This window comes from Burkholderia sp. CpTa8-5, assembly GCF_017815045.1.
GTDB lineage: Bacteria > Pseudomonadota > Gammaproteobacteria > Burkholderiales > Burkholderiaceae > Burkholderia > Burkholderia sola.
Genome location: NZ_JAGIQD010000028.1, coordinates 39911 through 66888, shown reverse-complemented (window position 1 = coordinate 66888; position 26978 = coordinate 39911). Strand labels below are relative to the sequence as shown.

Below are 26978 nucleotides of genomic sequence, written 5' to 3'. Positions count from 1 at the left end.
AACGGGCCACACGCCCGGCCTCATGGCTTGCAGGGGAACGAAGGAGACACTCGCCCATGCGATTCGACGTCGAATTGCTTCTGCTCGCGCTGGCGCCCGTCTTCCTGCTCTGCATCGCGTGGGAGGCCTGGCACCTCGCCCGCACCCGTGCGCACGACCGCATCTATGCGTGGCGCGACACGCTGTGCAACGCGGCGCTCGCGCTGATGCACCAGGGCGCCGACAAGCTCGCATGGCTGTTCGTGATTCCCGTCTATGCGTACTGCTACCGGCACTATCGTCTTTACACGTGGCACGACGGCTGGCTGTCGTTCGCGGTGCTGTTCGTCGCGCAGGACTTCCTCTACTACGTGTTCCATCGCGCGAGTCATCGCGTGCGCTGGCTGTGGGCCGCGCACGTCGTGCACCACTCGTCCGAGCGGATGAATTTCTCGACCGCGTTCCGCCAGAGCCTGATGTACCCGGTCTCGGGCATGTGGCTGTTCTGGCTGCCGCTCGCGTTCGCCGGCTTTCCGCCGCAACAGGTCGTCGGCATCGTGCTGATCAACCTCGCGTTCCAGTTCTTCGTGCACACGCAGGCGATCGGCAAGCTCGGCTGGCTCGAATACGTGCTGAACACGCCGTCGATCCACCGCGCGCACCATGCGCGCAACGCGCGCTACATCGACCGCAATTACGCAGGCGTCCTGGTGATCTGGGATCGCCTGTTCGGCAGCTATGTCGACGAAACGCCCGACGATCCGCCGCAGTACGGAATCGTCGAGCGGCTCGGCTCGAACAACCCGCTCGTCGCGACGTTCCACGAGTGGGGGGCGATGGCGTCCGACGCGTGGCGCGTCGGCGGATGGCGCAACAAGCTGCGCGCGATTTTCGGCCCGCCCGAATGGGCGAGCGCTTATCATGCGCAGATTGCCGAGGCCGCGAACCCCGATCCGCGCACCGTGCCGCCGGCGGCTGCGCGCGACCGATAAACCGTTTCAGCCAACGGCCGCCGCGCAGCCCGGAACCGAGCAGGCACGCGGCAGATGAGAAACACATCAGGGCCATATCTACGAGGAGATAGAACGATGCAGACACAACAACACGCACTTTCCCGCACGCGTGGGCGCATGCTGCGCACCGCGCAGGTCGCGATCGCCGGCGCCGCGCTCGCGCTGCTCGCCGCATGCGGCGGCGGCGACGACAACAACGGCAGCAGCGCGTCGACCACGCCGCCGTCGGGCGTGAAGATGCAAATCGTGTCGTTCGGCGACAGCCTGTCCGACGTCGGCACCTACTCGCAAATCAAGCTCGGCTTCGGCGGCGGCCGCTTCACGACCAACCCGGGCCAGGTGTGGACGCAGAACGTCGCGCAGTACTACGGCGACACGCTGCAGCCCGCCAACCAGGGCGGCTTCGGCATCCCGCTGCAGGCCACCGGCGGCCTCGGCTACGCGCAGGGCGGCTCGCGCGTGACGCTGCAGCCGGGCATCGGCCATGCGGACGCGAGCGTGCCGAACCCCGACTACGCGCAGGCGACCACCACGCCGATCGCCGATCAGGTCAAGCAGTACCTGACGCAGCACGGCAGCTTCAACGCCGGCCAGATCGTGCTGATCAACGGCGGCGCGAACGACATCTTCTACCAGGCCCAGGTCGCGCAGGCGCAAGGCAATACGCCGGCCGCGCAGCTCGCGGCGGCGCAGGCGATCGGCCTGGCCGCGCAGCAGCTCGGCGGAATCGTCCAGCAGATCGTCGCGGCAGGCGCCACGCACGTGTTCGTCGCGAACGTGCCGGACATCGGCAGCACGCCGCTCGCGCTGCAGGGCGGCACGCAGGCCGCGTTCACGCAACTGTCGGGCCTCTTCAACCAGACGCTGGCCGGCACGCTGGCCGCGCTGAAGGTCGACACCACGAAGGTCGCGGTGGTCGATTCGTTCACGTGGCAGGACGGCATCGCGGCCAACTACCAGGCGAACGGCTTCAGCGTGAAGAACACCGATACGGCCTGCAACCTGAAGGCGATGGTCCAGGCCGCGACGCAGTACGGCGTCGCGAACGCGACCGCGTTCGGCTCGTCGCTGTTCTGCTCGCCGCAGACCTACACGGTCGCGAACGCGGACCAGACCTACATGTTCGCCGACACGGTCCACCCGACCACGCGCCTGCATGCGCTGTTCGCGCAGTACGTCGAACAGCAGATCGCGAAATCCGGCGTCGGCAAGTAAGCCGCCGGCCACGCGCCCAAGCGAAAACGCCTGACCGGTTCGCGCCGGTCAGGCGTTTTTTCATTCTCGAGCTGAAGGCGAAGGCTGCGTCAGTCGCGCGCTTCGAACGCGGCCGCCGCGCGGCCGAGACGATCGTTGACCGCGATCCATTCGACGGTCTCGGGCAGCTTCTCGACGAGGATGCGCGCGACCTGCGCGCGGTCGAGCGCCCGCAGCATCCCGTACAGGTCGCGCGCATAGGCCTGCGGATCTTCCGGCGCCGCGATGAAATGCACGCCGTCGGCCTGCGCCCAGTGCGCTGCCCGCGATGCGCGCGCGACGAGCGCGACGCGCTCGCCGTCGGTCTGCGCGGCCGCGAGCAGCGGCTCGAGCGCGTCGAACGGCAGCAGCGCGAGCGGCGTGCGCGGCGCGTAATGCGCTTTCAGCGTGCCCGACGCGCGCGGCGCCGTCGCATCGCTGCCGTCCGGCAGCCTCGGTGCGCGGCCGAGCACGTCGGCGATCTGTTGCGGCGTCACGTGGCCCGGGCGCAGCAGCGCCGGGAAGCCGCGCGACAGGTCGAGAATCGTCGACTCGATGCCGACTTCGGACGCGCCGCCGTCGAGCACGTGCACGGTATCGCCGAACTCGTCGCGCACGTGCTGCGCGGTCGTCGGACTCACGTGGCCGAACCGGTTCGCGGACGGCGCGGCCACGCCGCCATGGCCGCCGCGCCGCGCGCTGAACGCGGCCAGCAGCGCCTGCGCGACCGGATGCGACGGACAGCGCAGCCCGACCGAATCCTGCCCGCCGCTCACGGCATCGGGAATGCGCGCATGGCGCTTCAGGATCAGCGTGAGCGGGCCCGGCCAGAATGCATCGATCAACGCGTGCGCGTCGGCCGGCAGGTCGTCGGCCCAATAGCCCGGGTCGCCGCCGGGCGGCAGATGCACGATCACCGGATGGTTCGCGGGCCGCCCCTTCGCCGCATAGATGCGCGCGACGGCCTCGGGGTTCGCCGCGTCGCCGCCGAGCCCGTAGACGGTCTCGGTCGGAAACGCGACGAGCTGGCCCGCGTCGAGCAGCGCGGCGGCCGCGTCGATCTGCGCGGGCGTCACGTGCTTCGGGAGATCGATGGACATCGGCCCGCGCCTCAGTCGAGCGGCACGCGCAGCAGGTGCGCGCACGCGGTGGCGGCGGCGACGGCTTCGTCGCGCGTCTCGGCCGTGAAGTTCACGTGGCCCATCTTGCGGCCCACGCGCGCTTCTTCCTTGCCGTACAGATGCAGGTGCGCGGCCGGCATCGCGGCGACCGTGTCCCACGGCGGCGTGACGGCGTCGGCCGCCGCACCGTTGGGAAACCACACGTCGCCGAGGATGTTCAGCATCGCGGCCGGCGAATGCTGGCGCGGATTGCCGAGCGGCATGCGCGTCATCGCGCGCACCTGCTGCTCGAACTGGCTCGTTGCGCACGCATCGACCGTGTAGTGGCCGGAGTTGTGCGGGCGCGGCGCCATTTCGTTCGCGACGAACGAGCCGTCCTCCAGCACGAAGAATTCGACGCACAGCACGCCGACGTAGCCGAGCGTATCGGCGATCCGCACGGCCGCCTGCTGCGCCTCTTCGACGCGCGCGGCGTCGGCCGCCGGCGCCGGCACGACCGTCAGCGCGAGGATGCCGTTGTGATGCACGTTCTGCGCGAGCGGGAACGCGGCCGAGCGGCCGTCGGCGCCGCGCGCGATCAGCGCCGACACTTCGTATTTCAGCGGCAGGCGCTTCTCCAGCACGCACGGCACGCCGCCGAGCGCGGCATGCGCGTCGCGCGCTTCCTGCGCGGTGGCGACACGCACCTGGCCCTTGCCGTCGTAGCCGAGGCGGGCCGTCTTCAGGATGCCCGGCAGCACCGCGTCGAGCGCCGCATCGTCGAGCGCGACGAGCGCCGCCGCCGATTCGATCACGACGTGCGGCGCGACCGGCACGCCCGACGCCTCGATGAATCGCTTCTCCGCGATCCGGTCCTGCGCGACCGCGACGCAGCGGCCGGCCGGTGCGACGAACGTCGTGCGCGCGAGGAAATCGAGGCTCGCGGCCGGCACGTTCTCGAACTCCGTCGATACGGCGTCGCACAGGTCCGCCAGTTCGGCGAGTGCGGCTTCGTCGTCGTACGCCGCGCGCAGGTGGCGATCGGCGACCGCGCCGGCGGGGCTCGTCGGATCGGGATCGAGCACGGCGACGCGATAGCCCATCGACTGGGCGGCAAAGCAGAACATGCGGCCGAGCTGGCCGCCGCCGACCATGCCCAGCCACGCGCCGGGCAGGATCGGGGAAACGGAATCAGGAGTTGCGGTCATGTCAGTGGTCGGTCGCGGCGGAACGCGGAAAGGCCCGCCGCAGTAGGAAAATCCGGCGCCGGCCGCATCGTGCGGCCGCGCGCCATGCCGTCATTCCAGCGGCGGCAGCACCATCGCGTGCGCGGCTTCGTTCTGGCGCACGCGGAACGCGGCGAGCCGGTTCGCGTAGTCGACCGAGTTCCCGGACAGGATCGACACCGCGAACAGCGCGGCATTCGCGGCGCCGGCCTCGCCGATCGCGAACGTCGCGACCGGCACGCCCTTCGGCATCTGCACGATCGAGTGCAGCGAATCGACGCCCTTCAGGTATTTGCTCGCGACCGGCACGCCGAGCACGGGCACCGTGGTTTTCGCGGCGAGCATGCCGGGCAGGTGTGCGGCGCCGCCGGCGCCCGCGATGATCGCGCGCAGCCCGCGCTCGCGCGCCTTCTCCGCATAGTCGAACATCTCGTCGGGCATCCGGTGCGCGGACACGACCTTCGCTTCGTACGGCACGCCGAATTCCTGCAGGATGGCGACCGCATGCTTCATCACGTCCCAGTCGGAACTCGAACCCATCAGCACGCCGATCAGCGGCGCGCTGTGCGTGTGGGCGGTCTGGACTTCACTCATTTCTCTTCCTCGATCAGGCAAGCGACTGGCCCGTGATGCGCTCGAGCGCTTCCTGGTACTTCGCGGCCGTCTTCTCGACGACGTCGGCCGGCAGCGCCGGCGCCGGCGCCGTCTTGCCCCACGGCTGCGCCTCGAGCCAGTCGCGCACGAACTGCTTGTCGAACGACGGCGGGTTCGTGCCGACTTCGTACTGGTCGGCCGGCCAGAAGCGCGACGAATCGGCGGTCAGCACTTCGTCCATCAGATACAGCTTGCCGTGGTTGTCGAGGCCGAATTCGAACTTCGTGTCGGCGATGATGATGCCGCGCGTCGCCGCGTAGTCGGCCGCTTCCTTGTACAGGCGGATCGAGATGTCGCGGATCGTCGCGGCCAGCTCGGTGCCGATGCGGCGCTCGGTTTCCTCGAACGTGATGTTCTCGTCGTGCTCGCCCATCTCGGCCTTCGCGGCCGGCGTGAAGATCGGCTCGGGCAGCTTCTGCGCGTTCTGCAGGCCTTCCGGCAGCTGCACGCCGCACACGGCGCCCGACGCCTGGTATTCCTTCCAGCCGCTGCCGGCCAGGTAGCCGCGCACGACCGCTTCGATCATGATCGGCTCGAGGCGCTTGACGACCACGCCGCGGCCCTTCACCTGCTCGACCTCGTCGGCCGCGACGACCGCTTCCGGCGCGTCGCCCGTCAGGTGGTTCGGCACGATGTGCGCGAGCTTGTCGAACCAGAAGTTCGCCATCTGGTTCAGCACGCGGCCCTTGTTCGGAATCGGCTCGCCCATTACCACGTCGAAGGCCGACAGGCGATCGGTCGTGACGATCAGGAGCTTGTCGTTGCCGACCGCGTAGTTATCGCGAACCTTGCCGCGACCGAGAAGCGGCAGCGAGCGGAGCGTGGATTCGTAAAGGGTAGACATCGTCTTTTCGCAGATAAGGAGCCAAACAAAAAGGGAAACGCCGTTCCCCGCGGCAGGCGGGAACGGCGGTCTTGCAATACGTCGGCGAACCGGCGGGCGCAGCACCCGGGCGGCTGCCGGCCGGCCCTTGTTCGGCCGGACGGAACGGCTGCCGGGGCCGGATCAAATCCGGCCGAACGGGCAGCCAGCCCATGCCCGGCGGCAGAACCGGGCGGGGCAATCGTACTACAGTCTCAGCGCACGACCTGTGCGAGCGCGCCCGACTTGTACTGCTCGGCGATCTTGTCGAGCGACACCGGCTTGATCTTGCCGGCCTGGCCTTCGCAGCCGAACGCGAGGTAACGGTCGACGCACACCTGCTTCGCGGCTTCGCGCGCGGGCTTCAGGTAGTCGCGCGGATCGAACTTGCCCGGGTTCTCGAACAGGTAGCGGCGGATCGCGCCGGTGATCGCGAGACGCAGGTCGGTGTCGATGTTGATCTTGCGCACGCCGTGCTTGATGCCTTCCTGGATTTCCTCGACCGGCACGCCGTAGGTTTCCTTCATGTCGCCGCCGAATTCGCGGATCTCGGCCAGCAGTTCCTGCGGCACCGACGACGAACCGTGCATCACCAGGTGCGTGTTCGGAATGCGTGCGTGGATTTCCTTGATGCGCTGGATCGACAGGATGTCGCCCGTCGGCTTCTTCGAAAACTTGTACGCGCCGTGCGACGTGCCGATCGCGATCGCGAGCGCGTCGCACTGCGTGAGCTTCACGAAGTCGGCGGCCTGCTCCGGATCGGTCAGCAGTTGCTCGCGGGTCATCGTGCCTTCCGCGCCGTGACCGTCTTCCTTGTCGCCCTTCATCGTCTCGAGCGAGCCGAGCACGCCGAGTTCGGCTTCGACCGTCACGCCGATCGAGTGCGCCATCTCGACGACCTTGCGCGACACGTCGACGTTGTACTCGTACGACGCGACCGTCTTGCCGTCGGCTTCGAGCGAACCGTCCATCATCACGCTCGTGAAGCCGCTGCGGATCGCGGCCGTGCATACCGCCGGCGACTGGCCGTGATCCTGGTGCATCACGACCGGGATGTGCGGATACGATTCGACCGCTGCTTCGATCAGGTGGCGCAGGAACGGCTCGCCCGCGTACTTACGCGCGCCGGCCGATGCCTGCATGATCACGGGCGCGCCGACCTGATCCGCCGCCGCCATGATCGCCTGGACCTGCTCCAGGTTGTTCACGTTGAAGGCCGGCAGGCCGTAACCGTGCTCTGCCGCGTGGTCCAGCAATTGACGCATTGATACGAGAGGCATTGTGGAACTCCTTGGAATGAAAACCGGTGCGCCCTGACGCCGGCGCGGCGCTCACTCCCCTCTGAACCGGGACGGCGCGGCGCGGCTGAGCGTCGAATAGCCGCATTTTATCGCGAAGCGCCTCCGATTCCGACCGCCCGGTGGCGCCCGCTCGCAATTTGTTACGTTCGCACGGCACAATCGGGCCAAAAAGGAGAAAAAAAGCCGCGCGGGGCTTCGGACCCCGCGCGGCCTGTGCGCAAAAAACGGTGCCGGATCGATTGCAGCCGATCCGGGCCGCCGGTCTGCCGGCCGGCGCGATGCGGTTCAGCCGGCGCTCAATAATGCTCGCCGACCCGCACGATCTTCAGCGTGTTGGTGCCGCCCGCCTGCCCCATCGGCTCGCCGACGGTCAGCACGACCATGTCGCCGTGCTGCACGTAGCCCTGCTTGACGACGATCTCGAGCGCGGCCTGCAGCGCCGAATCGCGGTCGCTGTTGAAGTCGACGTGCAGCGGCGTCACGTTGCGGTACAGCGCCATCGTGCGCTCGCTGCCGACGCGCGGCGTCAGCGCGAAGATCGGCACGTGCGTGTAGTGACGCGACATCCACAGCGCGGTCGCGCCCGATTCGGTCAGCGCGATGATCGCCTTTGCGCCCAGGTGGTACGCGGTGAACAGCGCGCCCATCGCGATCGACTGGTCGATCCGCGTGAACGTGCGGTCGAGGAAGTCCTTGTCCAGCTCGACTTCTTCCGACTTTTCCGCCTCGACGCACACGGCCGCCATCGTCTCGATCGTGACGACCGGATACTTGCCGGCAGCCGTCTCGGCCGACAGCATCACCGCGTCGGTGCCGTCGAGCACCGCGTTCGCGACGTCCGACACTTCCGCGCGGGTCGGCACCGGCGCGTAGATCATCGATTCCATCATCTGCGTCGCGGTGATCACGAGCTTGTTCGACTCGCGCGCCATCCGGATCATCCGCTTCTGCAGCGCCGGCACGGCCGCGTTGCCCACTTCGACCGCGAGGTCGCCGCGCGCGACCATGATGCCGTCGGACGCGTCGAGGATGCTCTGCAGCGCCGGAATCGCCTCCGCGCGTTCGATCTTCGCGATCATCTTCGGCTTGATGCCGTACGGCGCGCCCGCGATGTTCGCGAGCTGGCGCGCCATTTCCATGTCGGTCGCGTTCTTCGGGAACGACACCGCGACGAGGTCCGCGCCGAGCGACATCGCGGTGCGGATGTCCTCCATGTCCTTCGCGGTCAGCGCCGGCGCCGACAGGCCGCCGCCCTGGCGGTTGATCCCCTTGTTGTTCGACAGCTCGCCGCCCACCTTGACGATCGTGTGGATCTCGTCGCCGAGCACGCGCTCGACGGTCAGCACGATCAGGCCGTCGTTCAGCAGCAGCAGGTCGCCCGGCTTCAGATCGCGCGGCAGCTCCTTGTAGTCGAGGCCGACGCGCTCGTCGTTGCCGAGTTCGCAGCCCGCATCGAGGATGAACGGCTGCCCCGGCACGAGCGTGGTCTTGCCGTTCTCGAACTTGCCGACGCGGATCTTCGGGCCCTGGAGGTCGGCCATGATCGCGATCTCGCGGCCAACCTTGCGGGCGGCCTCGCGCACCATTTCGGCGCGCTGGCGGTGATCGTCGGCCGTGCCGTGCGAAAAATTGAGCCGCACGACGTCGAGGCCCGCCTGCATCATCTGCAGCAGAATCTCCGGCGAACTGGATGCCGGGCCGATCGTGGCGACTATCTTGGTGGCGCGCTGCATGAAACTCCTCATCTGGATCAAGGTGGATGCGCTGGGTGAAACGCTGCGAGAGCCGGAACCGGCAGGCCCAGCGGCCGCCGTTCCGGGGGGCGTGCCGGTGCTGGCGCCCGGCATCGCTTTGTTCTGAATCTCGTGGTGCTGCACGGCCGCGTCGCCGGCGGCCGCCGGTGCGCGCGGGGCGGTGTTCGCCCGCGCGGGCGCGCGTGTGCGCTTGCCCGCGCCGGCCGGCTGCTCCGCTTTCGCGGAGCGCGCGGCCTTCGTCACCCCTGCGCGCGCCGCCACGCTCAGGCCGCCCGCGTTTCGAGCACTTCCACCGCCGGCAGCTTCTTCCCCTCGAGGAACTCGAGGAAGGCGCCGCCGCCCGTCGAGATGTAGCTGACCTGGTCGTGGATGCCGTACTTCGCGATGGCCGCGAGCGTGTCGCCGCCGCCCGCGATCGAGAACGCGGACGATTTGGCGATCGCTTCGGCGAGCGTCTTGGTGCCGTTGCCGAACTGGTCGAACTCGAACACGCCGACCGGGCCGTTCCACACGATCGTGCCAGCCTTCTCGAGCTGGCTCGCGAGCGCCTTGGCCGTATCGGGGCCGATGTCGAGGATCATGTCGTCCGCTTCGATGTCGGCGACCTGCTTCACCGTGGCCGCGGCCGTCGGCGAGAATTCCTTCGCGGTGACGACGTCGGTCGGGATCGGCACCGATGCGCCGCGCTCGCGCGCTTCGTCGATGATCGCCTTCGCCTCGGCGACGAGATCGGCTTCCGCGAGCGACTTGCCGATCGACAGGCCGGCCGCGAGCATGAACGTGTTCGCGATGCCGCCGCCGACGATCAGCTGGTCGACCTTGCCGGCCAGCGACTTCAGGATGGTCAGCTTGGTCGACACCTTCGAACCGGCGACGATCGCCACCAGCGGGCGCGCCGGGTTGCCGAGCGCCTTGCCGAGCGCGTCGAGTTCCGCAGCAAGCAGCGGGCCCGCGCATGCCACGGGCGCGTACTTCGCGATCCCGTGGGTGGTTGCCTCCGCACGGTGCGCGGTGCCGAACGCGTCGTTCACGTACACGTCGCAGAGCTTCGCCATCTTCTGCGCGAGCTCGTCCGAATTTTTCTTCTCGCCCTTGTTCACGCGGCAGTTCTCGAGCAGCACGACCTGGCCCGGCACGACGTTCACGCCGTTCTCGACCCAGTTCGCGACGAGCGGCACGTCGCGGCCGAGCAGGTCGGCGAGACGCTTCGCGACCGGCGCGAGCGAGTCTTCCGGCTTGAATTCGCCCTCGGTCGGACGGCCGAGGTGCGACGTGACCATCACCGCCGCGCCGGCGTCGAGCGCGGCCTGGATGGCCGGCACGGACGCACGCACGCGCGTGTCCTCGGTGATGTTGCCCTGGTCGTCCTGCGGGACGTTCAGGTCGGCGCGGATGAACACCCGCTTGCCGGCGAGCTGGCCGGCGGCGATCAGGTCGGTAAGACGCTTGACTTGGCTCATGTTGAACAGATTGAAGTGGTGGATGGGGAAAGGGGGTTCACGCTGGACGTGCGCGGGCTGCCGCGAAAGGGCGCCGGATGCGGCCGTGGCTGGCGGTTCGCAAGACGCGCACGGGTAAAAAATCTCGAACGGGCATTCTAGCCGATCCATCCGGCAGACTGACCCGTGCGACGGCGAATTCCGCCTATTTGGGATCGCGCGCCGGAACGGACGAATTGCTGCATCGCAGCAAGACAGGCGCACAGCCGGCCGGCAGTGATCGGGCCGGAACGGCGGCGCATCAGAAGATCAGCCGCAGTGCGGTGAACACGAGCATCCCGATGACGATCGTGCCGAGCATGCTGCGCCGCCACAAAAACCAGCCGAGGCCGGCGAGCGCCGCGTAGAACGGATGATTGGACAGCCCGAACGACAGTCCGGCCGGCGTTTCGAGCACGTCGGGCAACACGACGGCGACCAGCGCGGCGGCCGGCGCGTAGCGCAGCGCGCGCTGCGCGCGTTCGGGCAGCACGGTGCGCTCGCCGCCGATCAGGAACAGCGCGCGCGTGACGGCCGTGACGATCGTCATCCCGACGATGACGATCCAGATCTCGGTCGCGCTCATTCGATGTCCTTTTCGTGCACGGTTTCGGTCCGGATGCGCCGCCAGTCGGCGCGCTCGACGAAGAAATCGGCCGCGCAGCCGGCCGCGAGCGCGGCGAGCACCGCGATCGGGAGCGCGAGCCGGTACGGCAGGTCGAACGCGATCAGCGACACGATGCCCGCGACCGCGACGGCCGCGAGCGTCGAGCGGTTCGCGACCGCCGACACCATGATCGGGATCAGCGCGAGCGTGCCGGCCAGCTCCAGCCCCCAGCTCGCGGGAAAGACGCTCGCGAGCAGGATGCCGGCGAGCGACGACACCTGCCACGACGCCCAGCTCGCGAGCGCCATCCCCCAGAAATACGCTTCCTTGCCCGGCACGCGGCCGTACGCGAAGCCCTGTTTCTGGAACAGCAGATAGATCACGTCGCCGTTGAAATAGCCGATCGCGAGGCGCCGCCACAGCGGCAGGTAGGAAAAATGGGGCGCCAGCCCGGCGCTGAAGATCACGAAGCGCAGGTTGACCATCGCGGCCGTGAGCAACACGGTCCAGATCGGCAGCTTCGCCGCGAGCAGCGGCAGCACCGCGAGCTGCGACGAGCCCGCGTAGACGAACAGCGACATCGCGCTCGCCTGCCCGAGCGTCATCACGGACTTGCTCATCGCGATGCCGGTGACGAGCCCCCAGGACAGGATCGCCATCAGTGTCGGGGAATAGTCGCGCGCGCCCTGGATCAGCGCGAAGCGGTCGGTGGCGGACAATCGAGCGAGCATCGGAAAGCGGGCCGCAGCGGGCGGTTCGTCGGGACGCCGGCGCCTCCTGCCGTGCGACCCATCGTTATTGGAATCGGTACCGGACGATTATAGCGCCGGCCCCGTGCCGCCCGACCGGATCGTCCCCAAATGACGCTAAAATAAGCGTCTTTCCGGTTCAACGCTGCACACCACCCGCAGCACATCACCGCTTCCAGGAGAATCCTATGTCAATGGCCGACCGCGACGGCAAGATCTGGATGGACGGCAAGCTGATCGACTGGCGCGACGCCAAGATCCACGTCCTGACCCATACGCTGCACTACGGCATGGGCGTCTTCGAGGGCGTGCGCGCGTACAAGACGGCCGACGGCGGCACCGCGATCTTCCGCCTGCGCGAGCACACCAAACGTCTGCTGAATTCGGCGAAGATCTTCCAGATGGACGTGCCGTTCGACCGCGAAACGCTCGAAGCCGCGCAGCTCGCGGTCGTGCGCGAGAACCATCTCGAGTCGTGCTACCTGCGCCCGATCATCTGGGTCGGCTCGGAAAAGCTCGGCGTGGCCGCGAAGGGCAACACGATCCACGTCGCGATCGCCGCGTGGCCGTGGGGCGCGTACCTCGGCGAGGACGGCCTCGCGAAGGGCATCCGCGTGAAGACGTCGTCGTTCACGCGCCACCACGTGAACGTGTCGATGGTGCGTGCGAAGGCATCCGGCTGGTATGTGAACTCGATTCTCGCGAACCAGGAAGCGACGGCCGACGGCTACGACGAAGCGCTGCTGCTCGATGTCGACGGCTACGTGTCCGAAGGCTCCGGCGAGAACTTCTTCCTCGTGAACAACGGCAAGCTGTATACGCCCGACCTGTCGTCCTGCCTCGACGGCATCACGCGCGACACGGTCATCACACTCGCGAAGGACGCCGGCATCGAGGTCATCGAGAAGCGCATCACGCGCGACGAGGTCTACACGGCCGACGAAGCGTTCTTCACCGGCACGGCCGCCGAGGTCACGCCGATCCGCGAACTCGACAACCGCACGATCGGCAGCGGCGCGCGCGGCCCCGTCACGGAAAAGCTCCAGTCGGCGTTTTTCGATATCGTGTCGGGCAAGAACGCGAAGTACGCGCACTGGCTGACGAAGGTCTGAGCGCGCCGCGCCACCGACCGCCCCACACAAGAGTGATAAGAGAAAGTCTCATGAGCGAAATCAAGGAAATGCCGCTGGTCGAGCTGACGGCCAAGGATCTTCCCGCCTACTGCCCGAACCCGGCCATGACGCGCTGGAATGCGCACCCGCGCGTCTTCATCGACGTATCGCACGGCGAGGCGCGCTGCCCGTACTGCGGCACGCGCTACAAGCTGCGCGACGGCGAGGTCGTCAAGGGCCACTGAGCCCCGGCGGCCGGGCCTGACGGCCCGCCGACCCGCAAGGCGGCGCAGCCGGCAGTCCGGCGCGCCGCCCTTCCCCATTCTGGCAACCCGAACGCGGCGCCCGTGCGCCGTGCTTCATTACGACATCGGAAGTCGACCTGATGCGTCGAGCGCTGGTTATCGCACCGAACTGGATCGGTGACGCATTGATGGCGCAGCCGCTTTTTGCGCTGCTGAGAAAGCTCCATCCCCGCATCGCGATCGATGCCGTCGCACCCTCCTGGGTCGCGCCCGTGCTCGAGCGGATGCCCGAGATCCACGATGTCTACGCGACCGATCTCGCGCACGGCAAGCTGCAGCTGCTGCGCCGCTGGCAGCTCGCGAGCGACCTGCGCGACGTCGGCTACGACGCGGCGTACGTGCTGCCGAATTCGCTGAAATCCGCGGTGATCCCGTGGCTCGCGAACATTCCGCTGCGCATCGGCTATACGGGCGAGCACCGCTACGGGCTGCTGAACGTGCGGCACGCGAACCCCGACAAGTCGGGCGAGCGGCCGCCGATGACAACCCACTACGCGGCGCTCGCGTACGCGCCGGGCGCGAAGCTGCCCGAGTCGATGAAGACGCTGCCCGCGCCGCGCCTGGACGCCGACCTGAACGAGACGGCGCGCGTGTCCGCACGTTTCAATCTCGATACGCGCAAGCCGCTCGTCGTGTTCTGCCCCGGCGCCGAATACGGCCCGGCCAAGCGCTGGCCGCCCGAGCACTTCGCGTCGCTCGCGACCATCGTCCACCAGTCGTTCCCGTATACGCAGATCGTCGCGCTCGGCTCGCCGAAGGATTCGGCCGCCGCGCAGGCGATCGCCGACCACGCGCCGAACGTGCGCAACCTGTGCGGGCAGACGTCGTTGTCCGAGGCGTGCGCGCTGATCGCGCGCGCGAACGCGGTCGTCACCAACGATTCGGGGCTGATGCACGTCGCCGCCGCGTTGCGCCGGCCGCTCGTCGCGTTGTACGGATCGACCGATCCGCGCCATACCCCTCCGCTGTCGGACCTGGCGAAGGTACAATGGTTACATCTCGAATGCAGTCCCTGCTTCGAACGCGAGTGCCCGCTCGGCCACCTGAAGTGCCTGCGCGAACTCGGTCCCGAGCAGGTATTCGGCGATTTGCGCGGCATGCTCGTCGGGCAGCGCTGACCCTGACCGGCAGCGTCGCACGGCGCGCCGGGCAATCCGATTCACCGGTGTACGGCGGCTCGATCCGGGCCGCCGTGCTGAATACGGCGCGCGATGCGCGCGAGAGACCACCCCGATGCCACGTTTTGCCCGCCTGTTCGAAGCTGCCGCCGATACGCTGAACGCCTACTACCAGGCCGTCGCGGATGCCAATCTCGACGCGCTGCTGGCGCTGTGGATCGACGAGGATTTCGCCAGCTGCGTGTGGGCGGACGGCGAGCATCTGCACGGCCTCGACCAGATCCGCAGCGGGCTGGGCAATCGCCTCGCGACGCGCCCCGTCACGATCGAGCCGCTCGACATCCGCGTGTACGACAGCCTCGGCACGGTCGTCTATACGATCGCCGAAGCGCATCAGCAGGCCGACCTGACGGCCGAACCCGACATGGTTTTCGCGACGTACGTGATGATCCACGAACGTGGCGAATGGCGCATCGCGCACATCCACGCGAGCCCGATTCCTGAACGAGCGGCCGGACAATTCGCCGCGAAGATCCGTCACGGGCAGGGTCCGCTGCACTGACGAAAAACGAAGCAACGCATTAGCGGGGCGATCATGAGTACGGCTTCTCCGCCCACCTCGCCGCTGACCGGGCCCCCGGCCCCCGACGACGATTCATTGCGCTATCGCGCACCGCGCTGGCTGCCCAACAGCCATGTGCAAACCATCGTGCCCGCGCTGTTCGCGCGGCGGCCGGTAGTCGGTTATCGGCGAGAGCGATGGGAAACGCCCGACCATGACTTCATCGACCTCGACTGGGTCGCGCACCTCGACAGCGCGGCGCCGGCGCCCGACGCGCCGCTGTTCGTGCTGTTCCACGGCCTCGAAGGCAGCTCCGGCTCGCACTACGCGCTCGCGATGATGGCCACCGCGCGCGCGCACGGCTGGCACGCGGTCGTCCCGCACTTCCGCAGTTGCAGCGGCGAGATCAACCGGCAGCCGCGCTTCTACCATCTCGCCGACAGCGCCGAGGTCGACTGGATCCTGCGCCGGCTCGCCGCGCAGCACCGCGGACCGCTGGTCGTGGCCGGCGTGTCGCTGGGCGGCAACGTGCTGCTGCGCTGGCTCGGCGAGCATCGCAGCGACACGTCGATCGTGCGCGCCGCCGCCGCGATCTCGACGCCGATCGACGTGCATGCCGGCGGCCGCGCGCTGTCGCAGGGCTTCGCGATGGTCTACACGCGCAGCTTCCTGAAGACGCTCAAACGCAAGGGGCTCGCGAAACTCGAACAGTATCCGGGGCTGTTCGACCGCGACGCGATGCTGCGGGCCGTGACGATGCGCGACTTCGACGAAGTCGTGACCGCGCCGCTGCACGGCTTCGCGAACGCGGACGACTACTGGACCCAGGCGACGACGCGCCCGCTGCTGCGCGCGATCGACGTGCCCACGCTGATCCTCAACGCCCGCAACGACCCGTTCCTGCCCGAATCGGCGCTGCCGGGCCCGGCCGACGTGTCGCCGGCCGTCGAGCTCGACCAGCCCGCGCACGGCGGCCACGCGGGCTTCATGACCGGGCCGTTCCCCGGCCGCCTCGACTGGCTGTCGGCGCGGGTGTTCGGCTATTGCTCGAAATTCGTCGACCATGGATGACATCGTCAGGCAGGCGCTCGCCAAATGGCCGAACGTGCCGCATTGCACCGGCTGGCTGCTGCTCGATCGGCGCGGCGCATGGCGGCTGCGCGACGACGCCGCGCAGGCGGCCGGCGAGCTCGGCTCGCCGATCCGGCATGCGGCGCTGAACGCGTTCATCGGCCGCAACTACGCATGCGACGCGCAGGGCCAGTGGTTCTTCCAGAACGGGCCGCAGCGCGTGTACGTCGAACTCGCCTATACGCCGTGGGTCGTGCGGCTCGCCGAGCATGACGGGCAGCTTGCGCTCACCGACCAGACGGGCGCCCCGTTCAAGCCGGAGGCAGCGTGGCTCGACGACGGCGGCGGCGTGCTGTTTCGCGACGCCGGCACGCCCGCGCGCATCGCGGCGCTACACGATCACGACCTCGGGCTGTTCGCCGATCACGCGGATTTCGATGCCGAGCCGCCCGTGCTGCGCTGGCGCGACGGCCGTACGCTGCCGCTCGGCAGCATTGCGTGCGCCGACGTACCGGCACGGTTCGGCTACGTCGCCAGCCCGGCGCGCCGCGCGCGCGACGCGGCCGACAGCGACCAGTGAGCGGCGGCGCCGGCCGCGTTCGCCGCGCGATGGCCGCTACCCGCGGCCGTTCTTCTCGTCGTCGCGCTCTTCCTTGTAGCGCGCCTCGAATTCCAGCAGCCGCGCGCCGATGATCGACTGCTCGTAGAACGACACGTCCTTCGCGTCGCGCGCTTCCTTCAGTTGCCGGATCGCCGATGGCCACGCGCCGTCGAGCGCCAGTTTCTCCGCCAGCGCGCGGCGCCGCGCGAGCACGTCGCCCTTGCCGTCGCTCGCCTTCGCGAGGTAATCCCACCAGTCCGGCTGTTCGGGGTCGGCCTTCGCCTGCGCCCGCGCGAGCGTCTGCGCGTCGGCGAAGCGGCGCGCGGTGATCAGCGCCTGCAGGTGCGCGACGATCGCCGCGTGCGACGCCGGCCAGTGCCGCTGCGCGAGCGCCGACAGCCGTACCGCGTCGTCGGTCCGGCCCGCGCGGCGGGCGATGTCGGCGGCCAGCACGTCGAGGCTCGGCGAACGGGTGGCCGGATCGTCGTCGCGCCGCCCGCGCTCGTCGAACGCGCCGCGCGCCGACGCGAGCGCCTTGTCCGCCGCATCGTACTGGCCGAGCAGCGTGTTCGCGAGCGCGATGCCGTACCAGTTCGCCGCGACGTTCGGCGCGGTGCGATCGTCGATCTCGAGCTGCATCCGGCGCGCCTCGGCCGAGATGTCGGTCGGCGCCCGGTTCTGCAGGATGCGCAGCCGCGCGCGCACGAACCCGTATTCGGCCGACTGGCGCGGTTGCCGGTACGGCGCGCGGCGCGCACGATCCTCCATGTCCGCAATCCGCTCGCCGGTCAACGGATGCGTGCGCGCGTAGGCCGGCACGCCCGCATCGCCCATCGACGCGCGATCGAGCCGCTCGAAGAAGCCCGGCATCCCATACGGGTCGTAGCCGGCTCCCGCGAGCAACTGGAAGCCGACGCGATCGGCCTCGCGCTCGGCCGAACGCGAGAAGCGCAGCTGGTTGTCGACCGCGTACGCCTGCCCGCCCATCGCGATCGCGCTGCCGAGATCGCCGCTGCGCGCGAGCACGCCGGCCAGCACGCCGAGCAGCATCGTCGCGAGCGCCGTGTAGCCGCTCTTCTCGCTCGCGCCGATCATCCGCGCGATGTGCCGCTGCAGCACATGCCCCATCTCGTGGCCGACCACAGATGCGAGCTCCGACTCCGTCTGCGTCGTCACCACCAGCCCGCTGTTGATCCCGATGAAGCCGCCCGGCATCGAGAACGCGTTGATCTGCGGATCGCGCACCGGGAACAGGTCGAAGTCGGGCGTGTAGCCGCCGATGTAGCGCGCCGCCGCCGCGGCCGCGAGCCGCGCCGCCATCGCGTTCAGGTAGTCGCGCACGAGCCAGTCGTCGAGATAGTCGGGATCGCGCCGCACCTCGCGCATCACGCGCTCGCCGAGCCGGCGCTCGGCCCGCGGCGTCAGCGCGCCGCCGGAGCCGTCGCCAAGATCGGGCAGCTCCAGCGCACGCAGCGGCGCGCGCAGGCTCGCGACCGGCGCCGACGCACCGTCCGCGCCCGAGAACCGGCTCTCCGCGCCGCCGTACGTGCCGAACACGCCGGTCGCGATGCCGGACGGCACGGTGGATATCGACGTCGCGCCGCCCGCTGCCGGCTCGAGCGGCGGCGCGGCGGCGCTCTGCGCATGGCCGCCCGGCGGCAGCGCAAGCGCGGCCGACAGCGACACGGCAAGCAACTGTTTGACACGCATGGCAGGATGAATACGACGCCGTCCCGCGCGAGCGGCGCGCATCGCGGCGTTTGGTCTGAATATTCGGGTCATTGTACCGGCGCCGCGACGACTGTCCCGTGCCGCGCATGCGTCATCTGCGCGTCCGGCAACGCGAACGCCGCTGCTATGATAGGCGCCCGCTGCGCAGTTGGATCGGTTCGTCGCGCCGGTACGGGATTCGAAGCGCGGCTGATCACGGAGCCGGATCGACGGACGTGCGCGCGCACGCCGTTCCACGAGAGGAAGACATGTCAGGACTCACCCATTTCGATGCCGCCGGCCATGCGCACATGGTCGACGTCGGCGACAAGCAGGAAACGCGGCGCATCGCGATCGCGCGCGGCACGATCCGGATGCTGCCGGCCACGTTCGCGCTGATCCGCGACGGCAAGGCCAAGAAAGGCGACGTGCTCGGCGTCGCGCGCATCGCGGCGATCCAGGGCGCGAAGCGCACGGCCGATCTCATTCCGCTGTGCCACCCGCTCGCGCTGACGCGCGTGGCCGTCGACTTCGAACTCGACGACGCGCTGCCGGGCGTGCATTGCGTCGTGCAGGTCGAGACGTTCGGCCGGACCGGTGTCGAGATGGAAGCGCTGACGGCCGTCCAGGTCGGGCTGCTGACCGTGTACGACATGTGCAAGGCAGTCGACCGCGGGATGGTGATCACCGACGTGAGCGTGCGCGAGAAGCGCGGCGGGAAGTCGGGGGACTGGAAGGCGGAAGACGCGGCGGGCTGAACGGCCGGGCGCAGCCAGCCCGCAAATTCGAGATAAAACCGTTTATCTCATACAATTACCGGATTCCGCACGAGAGAGCGTGCGAACCAGCAAAACAGCACAACAAAGCGAGCCCTGGTGATGAATTCGCAAGCGTTAAGAAGCGCGTTGCTGGCCGGACCGGTCCAGCACGCGCGCCTCGTCAAGCTGGATACCCCGCTCGGCCCTGACGTCCTGTTGCCGCAGCGGGTCGCGGGCCGGTCGCGGCTCGGGCGCCATTTCGAGTTCACCGTCGATACCGTGTCGGTATCCGACGACGTCGAACTCAAGAAACTGATCGCGCAGCCGGTGACGCTCTGGATCCAGCAGGCCGACCAATCGTACGCGCCACACCACGGCTATGCGCATGCGGTCCGCCGGCTCGGATCGGACAGCGGCGTCACGCACTACCAGATCGTCTTTGCATCGTTCCTGCACTTCCTGAAGTTCCGCCGCGATCAGCGCATCTGGCAGGACCGGTCGGCCGACGACATCATCGCCGACGTGTTGAACCAGCACCCGCAGGCCCAGGGCCGCTTCACGTTCCAGCTTTCCCGGCCGCTGCCGTCGCGCTCGTTCTGCATGCAATACGAGGACGACTGGAATTTCGTGCATCGGCTGATGGAATCGGAAGGCCTGTACGGTTTCTGGGAACAGGACAACGACGGCAGGTCGCACCGGCTCGTCATCGTCGATCGGCTCGATGCGTTGCCCGCGCTGTCGCCGCGAACCGTGCGCTTTCATCACGCGGGCACGGGCGACGAAGCCGACACGCTCGTCCAGTTCACCGGTACGCGCACGCTGCGCAGCGTCGCGCGCGCCACGCGCACGTTCGACTACAAGCAGCCGCCCACCGCGTCGAATCCGAAGGCCACCCACACGCCGACGATCGCGAACCAGGGCGACCTGCCGGGGCAGCTCGAAGTCTACGAATACACGGGTGCGTACACGTATCCCGAGCAGTCGCGCGGCGACCATCTGTCGAAGATCTGGATGGAAGAACAGGAATCGCAAGCGAAGCGCTTTCATGGTGTCGGCGGCGTGCGGCGCATGGACGCGGGACGCACGTTCGCGTTCGCCGATCATCCCGAACACGACAAGGACGATGCCGGTCAACGCGAATTCGCGGTGATCGAGACGACGTGGGTCATCGTCAACAACCTGCCCGTGGCCGACGAGTCGGCCGTTTTCCCGCACAGTCTGCAGGCCGAGATCGGCCGCATCGTGCAGGCAGGCGATACTCCGCTGTCGCGTGTGCGTCATCCCGACGGCACGGAGGGCTTCTATCAGATCCGCATCGAAGCGCAGCGCACGACGGTGCCGTTCCGCAGCCCGTTCGAGCATGCGAAGCCGCCGATGCACCTGCAATCCGCGATCGTCGTCGCCCCGCAGGGCGAAGAGGTCCACACGGACGCGCTCAACCGGGTCAAGGTCCGCTTCCACTGGGACCGCCTGAACGACGGCGACGAAAAGGCATCGTGCTGGCTCCGCGCCACGTCGTCCGATTCGGGCAACGGCTACGGCGCCGTTCACCCGCACCGCAGCGGCGAGGAAGTGCTGGTCGACTTCGTCGGCGGCGACTGCGATCGTCCGATCATCGTCGGCAAGGTCTACAACGGCGCGACGAGTCCGCAATGGCACAGCAACGGGATCCTGTCCGGATACCGGTCAAAGGAATATGCGGGCGCCGGCTACAACCAGCTGGTACTGGACGACGCGACGTCGCAGAACCGCGTGCACCTGTACAGCAGCCAGACCAACGCACATCTGCATCTGGGCTACCTGATCGACCACGCGGGCAACAACCGCGGCAGCTATCTCGGCAGCGGCTTCGACCTGCGCTCGGACGCCTACGGCGCCGTGCGCGCGAACCGCGGGCTGTACGTCACGACGCATCCGAAGCAGGCGGCAAGCCAGCCGCTCGACGTCGACGAGACGCGGGAGCAGCTCGTGCGCGCGGAAGGACTGATCGACGCGATGTCGCAGGTCAGCGCGCAGCATCAGGGCGAGTCGCTCGACCCCGGCCACTCGGCACTGAAGCAGTTCGCCGATGCGACGCGGAACAGCGTGAGCGGCGGCACGTCGGGCGGGCGGACGGCCGGCGGCGGAACCGGCAGCGCGAATGCGTTCAAGGAGCCGGTCATGCTGTTCGGCAGCCCGGCCGGCATCGGGATGTCCACGCAGCAATCCGCGCAATTTGCCGCGGACCAGCAGATCAACCTCGTCAGCGGACAAAGCACGCACGTCGCCGCCGGGAAATCGCTGGTCGCCAGTGTCCTCGACCGGATCAGCCTGTTCGCGCAAAACGCGGGGATGAAGTTGTTCGCCGGCAAGGGCAAGGTCGAAGTGCAGGCGCACGCGGACAACATCGAGCTGACCGCGCAGAAGGCGCTGAAGCTGATCGCCGTCACGCAGTCGGTCGAAGGCGCCGCGGCGAAGGAAATCCTGCTGACGTCCGGCGGCGCCTATATCCGCATCGCGAACGGCAACATCGAGGTGCATGCGCCCGGCAAGATCGACATCAAGGGCGCGCAGCATGCGTTCAGCGGCCCCACCCACCTGTCGCAAGCGATGCCGACGTTGCCGAACTCCAACGGCAACTACGACCAGGCGTTCATCGCGCACTGGGCCGGCACCGACATCCCGGTCGCGAACACGCGGTACCAGATGTTCTCGAACGGACAGCTGATCTCGGAAGGCGTCACCAACGCGGCAGGCGAGACAGGGCTCACGCAGAGCCACGTGCCGCACGACGTCGTCGTCAAGTTTCTGGGGAAATCGAATGGCTGACGGACAACAGGACAAGGTGCTCGGAACCGGTGCGGCGATGCTCACCCCGACGGGATACCAGGATCGGCCGAAGGTACAGATCAACATCTGCGACAAGCATGTGACGCCGGCGGCGGATTCCATTATCGGAACGTGCCCGTACTACTACCGGCCGCTGCATGGCGAGTACTGGGAAACGGTCGAAAAAGTCAGCACGTCGAGTATCTGGGCAACCGTCAAGAAATTCGCGACGTCATGGGATCCGTGGAAAGACACGAAAGTTGCCCGTGAACTGCTGCATCGGCGGGAGAACCTGATACAAGCCGAAAGCACCGATTCCGACTGGTCCCGCCACGGCAATTTCATGATGCGTCATATCGGATGCGGACATAAGCCGCCGGGATATTACGTCAGCTACGGTTACTACTATTGCTCGAATTACGGCAAATACCTGCTCCCGCAATTGAGCGACAAAGGCAAGGCGTGGCTTGCGAGCGCACGCTGGTTCCTGCAGCATTATCTGGAACAGGGTTTGCAGCAGAACATGCGCGGCGACACCATTTCGATCAGGGGCAAGAAGCCGAACAGCGGCGGTTGCGAGATGAACGTGCCGCAGTACGCGCTCGAACTGGATGACGACACCTTCAAGACGTACGCGTTCAAGACCCACCCTCTCGCCTATCTCGACGGCGGTCTGGCCGGGCTCGGGCCTGTCGATATGTACTACATCCTGAAGCAACCCAACGCCCAGGAATGGGGTGATCTCAGGACATTCTCCCAGGCATTCGACAGCGGTGTCGGCGTGGGCAAACAGTACGTCGACAATACCGTCGAATATGCGAAAAAGGCCGGTGATGCCGTCAACGAACATGTCATCGACCCTGTTGCACAGGCAATCGAAAAACTGATGCCGAAATGAAATGACGAAAAAATTCCTGAAGCTGTCGCTCGGTGCGGCAGTCGTGCTCATTGTCTTGATTGTCGGGTTCTCATCTATGTCGAATGACTGGCAGGTCGTTTCCAACACTTTCATGAAGAACAGCAAGCCTTACGGCGGAGGCGACTTCGTGATATCGGGAAACGAGGCGATCACGCTGAAGATCAGCGATCCTGAAATCACGTTCAAACCGTACGCGGAATGGAAGGACAAGGAAAAAGCCGAGCCGGCCGAAGCCTGGATGAGCGACAGTCGCGAAACGCTGAACCGGACGTCGGTCGAATTCTGGCGCGGCCCGGTGAACGGCGACATGACGCGCCATTTCAAGCAGGTGGGCCAGACCGCCGCCTGGTGGCACGCCAAGGACTGGACGGTCGAATTCATCAGCACCGGCTGGATGGACTACAAGTCGCCTCAGCCTGCCGACGGGCTGACGCCGCACGTGACCAAGCTCTGGAAGTCGTCCAACGGCGGACGCGACTGGGTACAGCTCGCGTGGCCCGAAGATCGGAACATCGGTCGCCTGCTCTTTCTGGATCCGCAGCGCGGCTATGCGATCGGTTGGGGCCCGCACGTGTGGCGCACGTCCGACGGCGGTCAATCGTGGCGGGAAATCCAACTGCCACCGGGTGCTGCGGAGGCCGGCAAACCCCGCCGCACCTTTGACGGCATCGACCTCGGCCCGGACGGTACCTTGCGCGTGGCATACCACGTCGAGAAATCCGAGCATGCTACCGCCGCAAGCGTCGTCTATCGGCTGGGCTGGGAGCAATCCGGGTTCGCCCTGGAGGCCGTTTTGCCCGAACAGGTAGTCGTCAACCTGTCCTCGTCTCCAACCGCGTCGAATCACTATGCGCTTTACGCGCTGTCGCGCCTCGGCGAACCGCGCAATTTCGATAATCCCGCCGACAAGGGAAAACGCGTCGGCGCCATTTCGACGTGGACGAACGGCGAACCCGAGCAGGTGCGCCAGTTGCATTCGTTTGACGACGCACTGACGCTCGATAGTCTGAGCGTCGGCCGGGACGGATTGCTGCTCGTCTACGCAACCGACGCCAGCCGCAACGGCACACCGCTCGATCTCACGTTCGTCAGCAGCGACGGCGGGAAGACCTGGAACTCGAGCAGGGAGAAACCGGCTCAGGGCGGATATTTCAACGCCCAAACGAACACGCTGTATTCGCTGGTCGCCTATACGCTCAAGAAGCGGCAGTTCTGACCGTTCCGATGCGATTGCCGCGGAGCGCCGTCGCGATTCGGGTGCCGGCTCCGCGGCAGCGCACATCGAGCGCACGGCTCGGCGGCCGCACGGATCGACTTTCGGTGGCCGCGTGCAACGGTGCGGCCATCGGCGCGCAGCCCGCCCGTCACTGCCCGCGCTGCGGCTCGAACACGAACGGTTGCGTCAGCAGGAAAGGATTCGCGGTCGCGCCAGTCTGTGCGCAGGTCGCGTGCGTCATCGCCTCGACGGCCGCGCGATCGGCCGCCGCGTTGCGGCTACTCGTCGTCACGGTCACGTTCTGCGCTTCGCCGGACGTCGTCATCAGCGCGCGCACGAGCACGGTAACCGGACGCGTGAGCGGTTTCGCGCTATCCGGATAGACGGCCCGGGGGATATGGCAGGTCAGCTTGCTTTCCTGCGACGACGACAGCATCGCGCAGCCGGAAAGCAGTACCGCGACGGCGGGCAGGATCAGGTAGGTCGAGCGAAGGGCCATGGTCGAATGTCGTTCTTCAGCACTGTTCTGGGCACATGCGTCGCGCGCCGGCAGCCTTTCGCCGGCCGCATCGCGTGTGTCGCACCGCGCCGCGGCCATCGGACCGGCGCCCCGTTACGGCCGCGCGGCCGAGCAATGCTCGACCGCGATCCTGCTCGGCGGAATGCCCGGATAGCCTGGACATTCTCCGTATTCACACCGGCTACGCGCCGCGCCGGCGGGCACGCGAGCACTTTCGCGCATTGTGCACGCGCCGCCCGGTCAGCGGCGGCGATTTGACAATGGTTGACGCGAATCGCCGCCCATTCGGCTGGAATCCGCGCGATCCGCGACGTAATCGATACCCGACCGGATTGGCGCGCTATGCGCCGGGCGGCCGTCTTGCTCCGACGTCGGCCGCCGTCAGCGCGGCGCGGTAGACGCCGGAATTCCCCGTTCCGGCGTGCACGACACGCGTCAATCCGAATCGTCGTCGTCCGAATCGTCGCCCTCGTCGGCCGGCGCTTCGCCGTACTTCGCGACGACGGCCGCCCTGAACGTCTTCAGCGCCGGCTCCTGATCGCACAGCTTGTACAACGCGGCCAGCTGTTGCGGCCAGTCCTTCAATTCCTTCGCAAACACATGCAGGCGCGCGACGGTATCGAGCGCGTCCGCTTCGCGGCCGGCCAGCGCCTGCAGCACCGCATAGCGGCGCAGCACCGTCTCGCCGGGCAGCAGCGCGATCGCGCGCTCGTGCGCGGCGAGCTTGAGCGGCAGGTTGTCCGACGAAATCGTGAGCAGCGTCGCCGCACCGTAATCGCCCCACGCGCCGAACAGCAGCGACGGCGCATCGCGGTACTGCGCGGCCGGGCTGCTGCCGTAATAGAGCACTTCCGCGCGCTGGTAGTCGCGCAGCACGGGCACCGCCGCCAGCACGCCGCCGAACGACAGCACCGCGAACAGCCCGAATGCCGCACGCCCCGGCAGGATACGCAGCGGCTTCACCTCGAGCAGCCCGATCACGAACATCGCCGGCAAGAGGAAGAACATGTATTGCTGCGGATACTCGACCAGCGCATGCATCAGCAGGATGCCGATCAGCGCGAAGCCGAACACGCGCATGCTCGACTGCGGCGCCCGCACCGCACGCACGAACCACATGACGAGCGTGACGGCGAGCACGCCGAGCCCGACGAGACCGGACTTCGCGAGCAGGTCGATGAAGATGTCGTGCGAGTTGTTCGCGATCTCGACGCCGCCGAGCGTGCGCACGAGCGCAAACTGATGCGACGGGAATTCGCCCCAGCCGACCCCGAGCAGCGGATGCTCGCGGAACATCGCGAGCCCGTACTTCCACAGCGCGAGGCGCGGCGCGATCTGCCCGGCATCGCGCATCCGGTCGGCTGCCGACTCCGCGAGATTCAGGTGGTAGTGCACGTTGGCCCAGCGCACCGCGACGTTCGCCGCGATGAATGCGACCGCAAGCACGACCGGTATCAGCCACGCACGCGCATTGCCCGGCGTGCGGCGCGATTCGACCCACGCCATCCAGAAGCCCGCGACGACCATCACCGCGACCTGCAGCCACGGCCCGCGCGACACCGTCAGCGCGAGACCGACCGACAGCACGAGCGACAGCGCGAGCCATGCCCACACCGCGAGCCGGCGCGTCTGCACCAGATACAGCGCACCCGCGAGCGCGAAGGCGATGTAGCTGGCCAGGTGGTTCGCCTGCGCCATGTTGCCGTACGGGCGGCGATCGACCGCGATGTTGTACACCACGACGAACGGCGAGACGGCCGATTCGAGGTGGAACAGCTGCACGATCTGGGTGCCGACCGCGAACACGCCGCCCACGAGCAGCGCACCGGCCATCATCCGCGACACGATTTCCGCCATCCCGTCGCGCGCCAGCGCATACCCGGCCTGCATCGCGACCAGCGCGGCGGCGAGATAGCCGACCGCCAGCCAGTTCATCGACGGCACCTTGAGCGGGATCAGCGCGACCTGCGCGATCAGCACCGCCGCAAAACCGAGCGGCGCCGCGAACGCCGCCGGCGCGGCAAACGGCTGGGCCGGGCGGCCGGTGCGCGCGAGCAGCACGACGGACACGCCCACCAGCAGATACAGCACCAGCGCGGAAAACTCCGAATAGAAGGTCGGGATCGGATACGTGTGATTCGTGATCGCGTACGGCACGATCAGGGCGACAGCCAGCGCAACGAGCGACAACGAACGGGAAAAAGTAGAAGGCATGAGCGAACCGGATGTCAGCAACCGGCGCACTATACAAAACTTTCCCCGCTCTGTGCGGGGCTGTCGCTCCGCGTGCCGGCGTCGGGTCGCAGCCCGGCCGGCCGAAGC

At 67.8% G+C, this 26978-nt stretch carries 25 protein-coding genes; 13 read left to right on the top strand and 12 right to left on the bottom strand.

All coding sequences use genetic code 11. The annotated features are described in order from the left end of the window. Positions 1 to 56 precede the first annotated feature (56 nt). Both J8I35_RS29180 and J8I35_RS29175 read left to right on the top strand, forming a co-directional pair. The gene (locus J8I35_RS29180) at positions 57 to 971 is read left to right on the top strand and encodes a sterol desaturase family protein (RefSeq protein WP_209928299.1); all 915 of its coding nucleotides are present in this window, start codon (positions 57 to 59) and stop codon (positions 969 to 971) included. Positions 972 to 1067: 96 nt separating this feature from the next. Further along, positions 1068 to 2207 carry an SGNH/GDSL hydrolase family protein gene (locus J8I35_RS29175; protein ID WP_124556536.1) on the top strand — a complete coding sequence of 380 codons (1140 nt, stop codon included), beginning with the start codon at positions 1068 to 1070 and terminating at the stop codon, positions 2205 to 2207. 89 nt (positions 2208 to 2296) lie between these two features. Here J8I35_RS29175 and J8I35_RS29170 read toward each other — a convergent pair whose 3' ends face one another. From J8I35_RS29170 to pyk, 6 genes are all read right to left on the bottom strand, one after another. After that, positions 2297 to 3325: an L-threonylcarbamoyladenylate synthase gene (locus tag J8I35_RS29170; protein WP_050014541.1), complete on the bottom strand. Its 1029-nt coding sequence runs from the start codon at positions 3323 to 3325 to the stop codon at positions 2297 to 2299. An 11-nt stretch (positions 3326 to 3336) separates the two neighbouring features. Continuing rightward, positions 3337 to 4533, bottom strand: a complete 1197-nt coding sequence (locus tag J8I35_RS29165) for a 5-(carboxyamino)imidazole ribonucleotide synthase (protein ID WP_209928297.1) — start codon at positions 4531 to 4533, stop codon at positions 3337 to 3339. Positions 4534 to 4623: 90 nt separating this feature from the next. Continuing rightward, positions 4624 to 5145 (bottom strand): 5-(carboxyamino)imidazole ribonucleotide mutase, encoded by a 522-nt coding sequence (purE, locus tag J8I35_RS29160; protein ID WP_050014544.1) that lies wholly within the window; start codon positions 5143 to 5145, stop codon positions 4624 to 4626. Between the two features lie 13 nt (positions 5146 to 5158). Further along, a complete protein-coding gene (locus J8I35_RS29155) occupies positions 5159 to 6049 on the bottom strand; it encodes a phosphoribosylaminoimidazolesuccinocarboxamide synthase (RefSeq protein ID WP_027785305.1) in 891 nt (296 codons plus the stop codon). 233 nt (positions 6050 to 6282) lie between these two features. After that, positions 6283 to 7347: a class II fructose-bisphosphate aldolase gene (gene fba / locus J8I35_RS29150; protein ID WP_050014549.1), complete on the bottom strand. Its 1065-nt coding sequence runs from the start codon at positions 7345 to 7347 to the stop codon at positions 6283 to 6285. A 317-nt stretch (positions 7348 to 7664) separates the two neighbouring features. After that, entirely contained in the window at positions 7665 to 9101 is a 1437-nt protein-coding gene (pyk, locus tag J8I35_RS29145) for a pyruvate kinase (RefSeq protein WP_050014704.1), read from the bottom strand. On the opposite strand from pyk, the gene J8I35_RS34885 reads away from it, so the two are divergent. Further along, positions 9100 to 9228: a hypothetical protein gene (locus tag J8I35_RS34885; RefSeq protein WP_256975618.1), complete on the top strand. Its 129-nt coding sequence runs from the start codon at positions 9100 to 9102 to the stop codon at positions 9226 to 9228. The two genes, pyk and J8I35_RS34885, sit on opposite strands and share 2 nt — an antisense overlap. A gap of 157 nt (positions 9229 to 9385) precedes the next feature. On the opposite strand, the gene J8I35_RS29140 is transcribed toward J8I35_RS34885, so the two are convergent. The 3 genes from J8I35_RS29140 to J8I35_RS29130 all read right to left on the bottom strand — a co-directional run bounded on the left by J8I35_RS29140 (position 9386) and on the right by J8I35_RS29130 (position 11938). After that, positions 9386 to 10582, bottom strand: coding sequence for a phosphoglycerate kinase (locus J8I35_RS29140; protein WP_209928295.1), 1197 nt, complete (start codon positions 10580 to 10582; stop codon positions 9386 to 9388). Positions 10583 to 10862: 280 nt separating this feature from the next. Beyond that, positions 10863 to 11186, bottom strand: coding sequence for an AzlD domain-containing protein (locus J8I35_RS29135; RefSeq protein WP_050014552.1), 324 nt, complete (start codon positions 11184 to 11186; stop codon positions 10863 to 10865). Further along, positions 11183 to 11938 carry an AzlC family ABC transporter permease gene (locus J8I35_RS29130; protein ID WP_050014553.1) on the bottom strand — a complete coding sequence of 252 codons (756 nt, stop codon included), beginning with the start codon at positions 11936 to 11938 and terminating at the stop codon, positions 11183 to 11185. Before J8I35_RS29130 ends, J8I35_RS29135 begins: the two co-directional genes overlap by 4 nt. Positions 11939 to 12144: 206 nt before the next feature. On the opposite strand from J8I35_RS29130, the gene J8I35_RS29125 reads away from it, so the two are divergent. From J8I35_RS29125 to J8I35_RS29100, 6 genes are all read left to right on the top strand, one after another. Then, positions 12145 to 13068: a branched-chain amino acid transaminase gene (locus J8I35_RS29125; protein WP_006477940.1), complete on the top strand. Its 924-nt coding sequence runs from the start codon at positions 12145 to 12147 to the stop codon at positions 13066 to 13068. A gap of 50 nt (positions 13069 to 13118) precedes the next feature. Further along, complete coding sequence (locus J8I35_RS29120) at positions 13119 to 13313, top strand: zinc-finger domain-containing protein (RefSeq protein ID WP_006482499.1); 195 nt, start codon at positions 13119 to 13121, stop codon at positions 13311 to 13313. Between the two features lie 140 nt (positions 13314 to 13453). Further along, on the top strand, positions 13454 to 14491 hold the full coding sequence (gene waaF / locus J8I35_RS29115) for a lipopolysaccharide heptosyltransferase II (RefSeq protein WP_124680020.1): 1038 nt from the start codon (positions 13454 to 13456) through the stop codon (positions 14489 to 14491). 115 nt (positions 14492 to 14606) lie between these two features. Then, a complete protein-coding gene (locus J8I35_RS29110; RefSeq protein ID WP_050014558.1) occupies positions 14607 to 15053 on the top strand; it encodes a nuclear transport factor 2 family protein in 447 nt (148 codons plus the stop codon). A 33-nt stretch (positions 15054 to 15086) separates the two neighbouring features. After that, positions 15087 to 16124 carry an alpha/beta fold hydrolase gene (locus J8I35_RS29105; RefSeq protein WP_050014560.1) on the top strand — a complete coding sequence of 346 codons (1038 nt, stop codon included), beginning with the start codon at positions 15087 to 15089 and terminating at the stop codon, positions 16122 to 16124. Continuing rightward, on the top strand, positions 16117 to 16704 hold the full coding sequence (locus tag J8I35_RS29100) for a DUF2946 family protein (protein WP_050014561.1): 588 nt from the start codon (positions 16117 to 16119) through the stop codon (positions 16702 to 16704). The genes J8I35_RS29105 and J8I35_RS29100 overlap by 8 nt, the downstream gene beginning before the upstream one ends. A 36-nt stretch (positions 16705 to 16740) precedes the next feature. Here the strand turns inward: J8I35_RS29100 and J8I35_RS29095 are convergent, their stop codons facing one another. Then, positions 16741 to 18435, bottom strand: a complete 1695-nt coding sequence (locus J8I35_RS29095; protein WP_209928291.1) for a M48 family metalloprotease — start codon at positions 18433 to 18435, stop codon at positions 16741 to 16743. Positions 18436 to 18704: 269 nt separating this feature from the next. Between J8I35_RS29095 and moaC the strand changes: the two genes are divergently transcribed. The 4 genes from moaC to J8I35_RS29075 all read left to right on the top strand — a co-directional run bounded on the left by moaC (position 18705) and on the right by J8I35_RS29075 (position 24136). Then, positions 18705 to 19193, top strand: coding sequence for a cyclic pyranopterin monophosphate synthase MoaC (gene moaC, locus J8I35_RS29090; RefSeq protein ID WP_050014564.1), 489 nt, complete (start codon positions 18705 to 18707; stop codon positions 19191 to 19193). A gap of 120 nt (positions 19194 to 19313) precedes the next feature. Further along, the gene (locus J8I35_RS29085) at positions 19314 to 22001 is read left to right on the top strand and encodes a type VI secretion system Vgr family protein (RefSeq protein WP_209928290.1); all 2688 of its coding nucleotides are present in this window, start codon (positions 19314 to 19316) and stop codon (positions 21999 to 22001) included. Next, complete coding sequence (locus J8I35_RS29080; RefSeq protein ID WP_050014566.1) at positions 21994 to 22899, top strand: hypothetical protein; 906 nt, start codon at positions 21994 to 21996, stop codon at positions 22897 to 22899. Before J8I35_RS29085 ends, J8I35_RS29080 begins: the two co-directional genes overlap by 8 nt. A 76-nt stretch (positions 22900 to 22975) precedes the next feature. Further along, positions 22976 to 24136, top strand: coding sequence for a glycosyl hydrolase (locus tag J8I35_RS29075; protein WP_209928310.1), 1161 nt, complete (start codon positions 22976 to 22978; stop codon positions 24134 to 24136). A 148-nt stretch (positions 24137 to 24284) separates the two neighbouring features. On the opposite strand, the gene J8I35_RS29070 is transcribed toward J8I35_RS29075, so the two are convergent. Next, a complete protein-coding gene (locus J8I35_RS29070; protein ID WP_124556531.1) occupies positions 24285 to 24635 on the bottom strand; it encodes a TonB family protein in 351 nt (116 codons plus the stop codon). A 456-nt stretch (positions 24636 to 25091) separates the two neighbouring features. Then, positions 25092 to 26870, bottom strand: a complete 1779-nt coding sequence (locus tag J8I35_RS29065) for a Wzy polymerase domain-containing protein (RefSeq protein WP_209928288.1) — start codon at positions 26868 to 26870, stop codon at positions 25092 to 25094. Between the last annotated feature and the right edge of the window lie 108 nt (positions 26871 to 26978).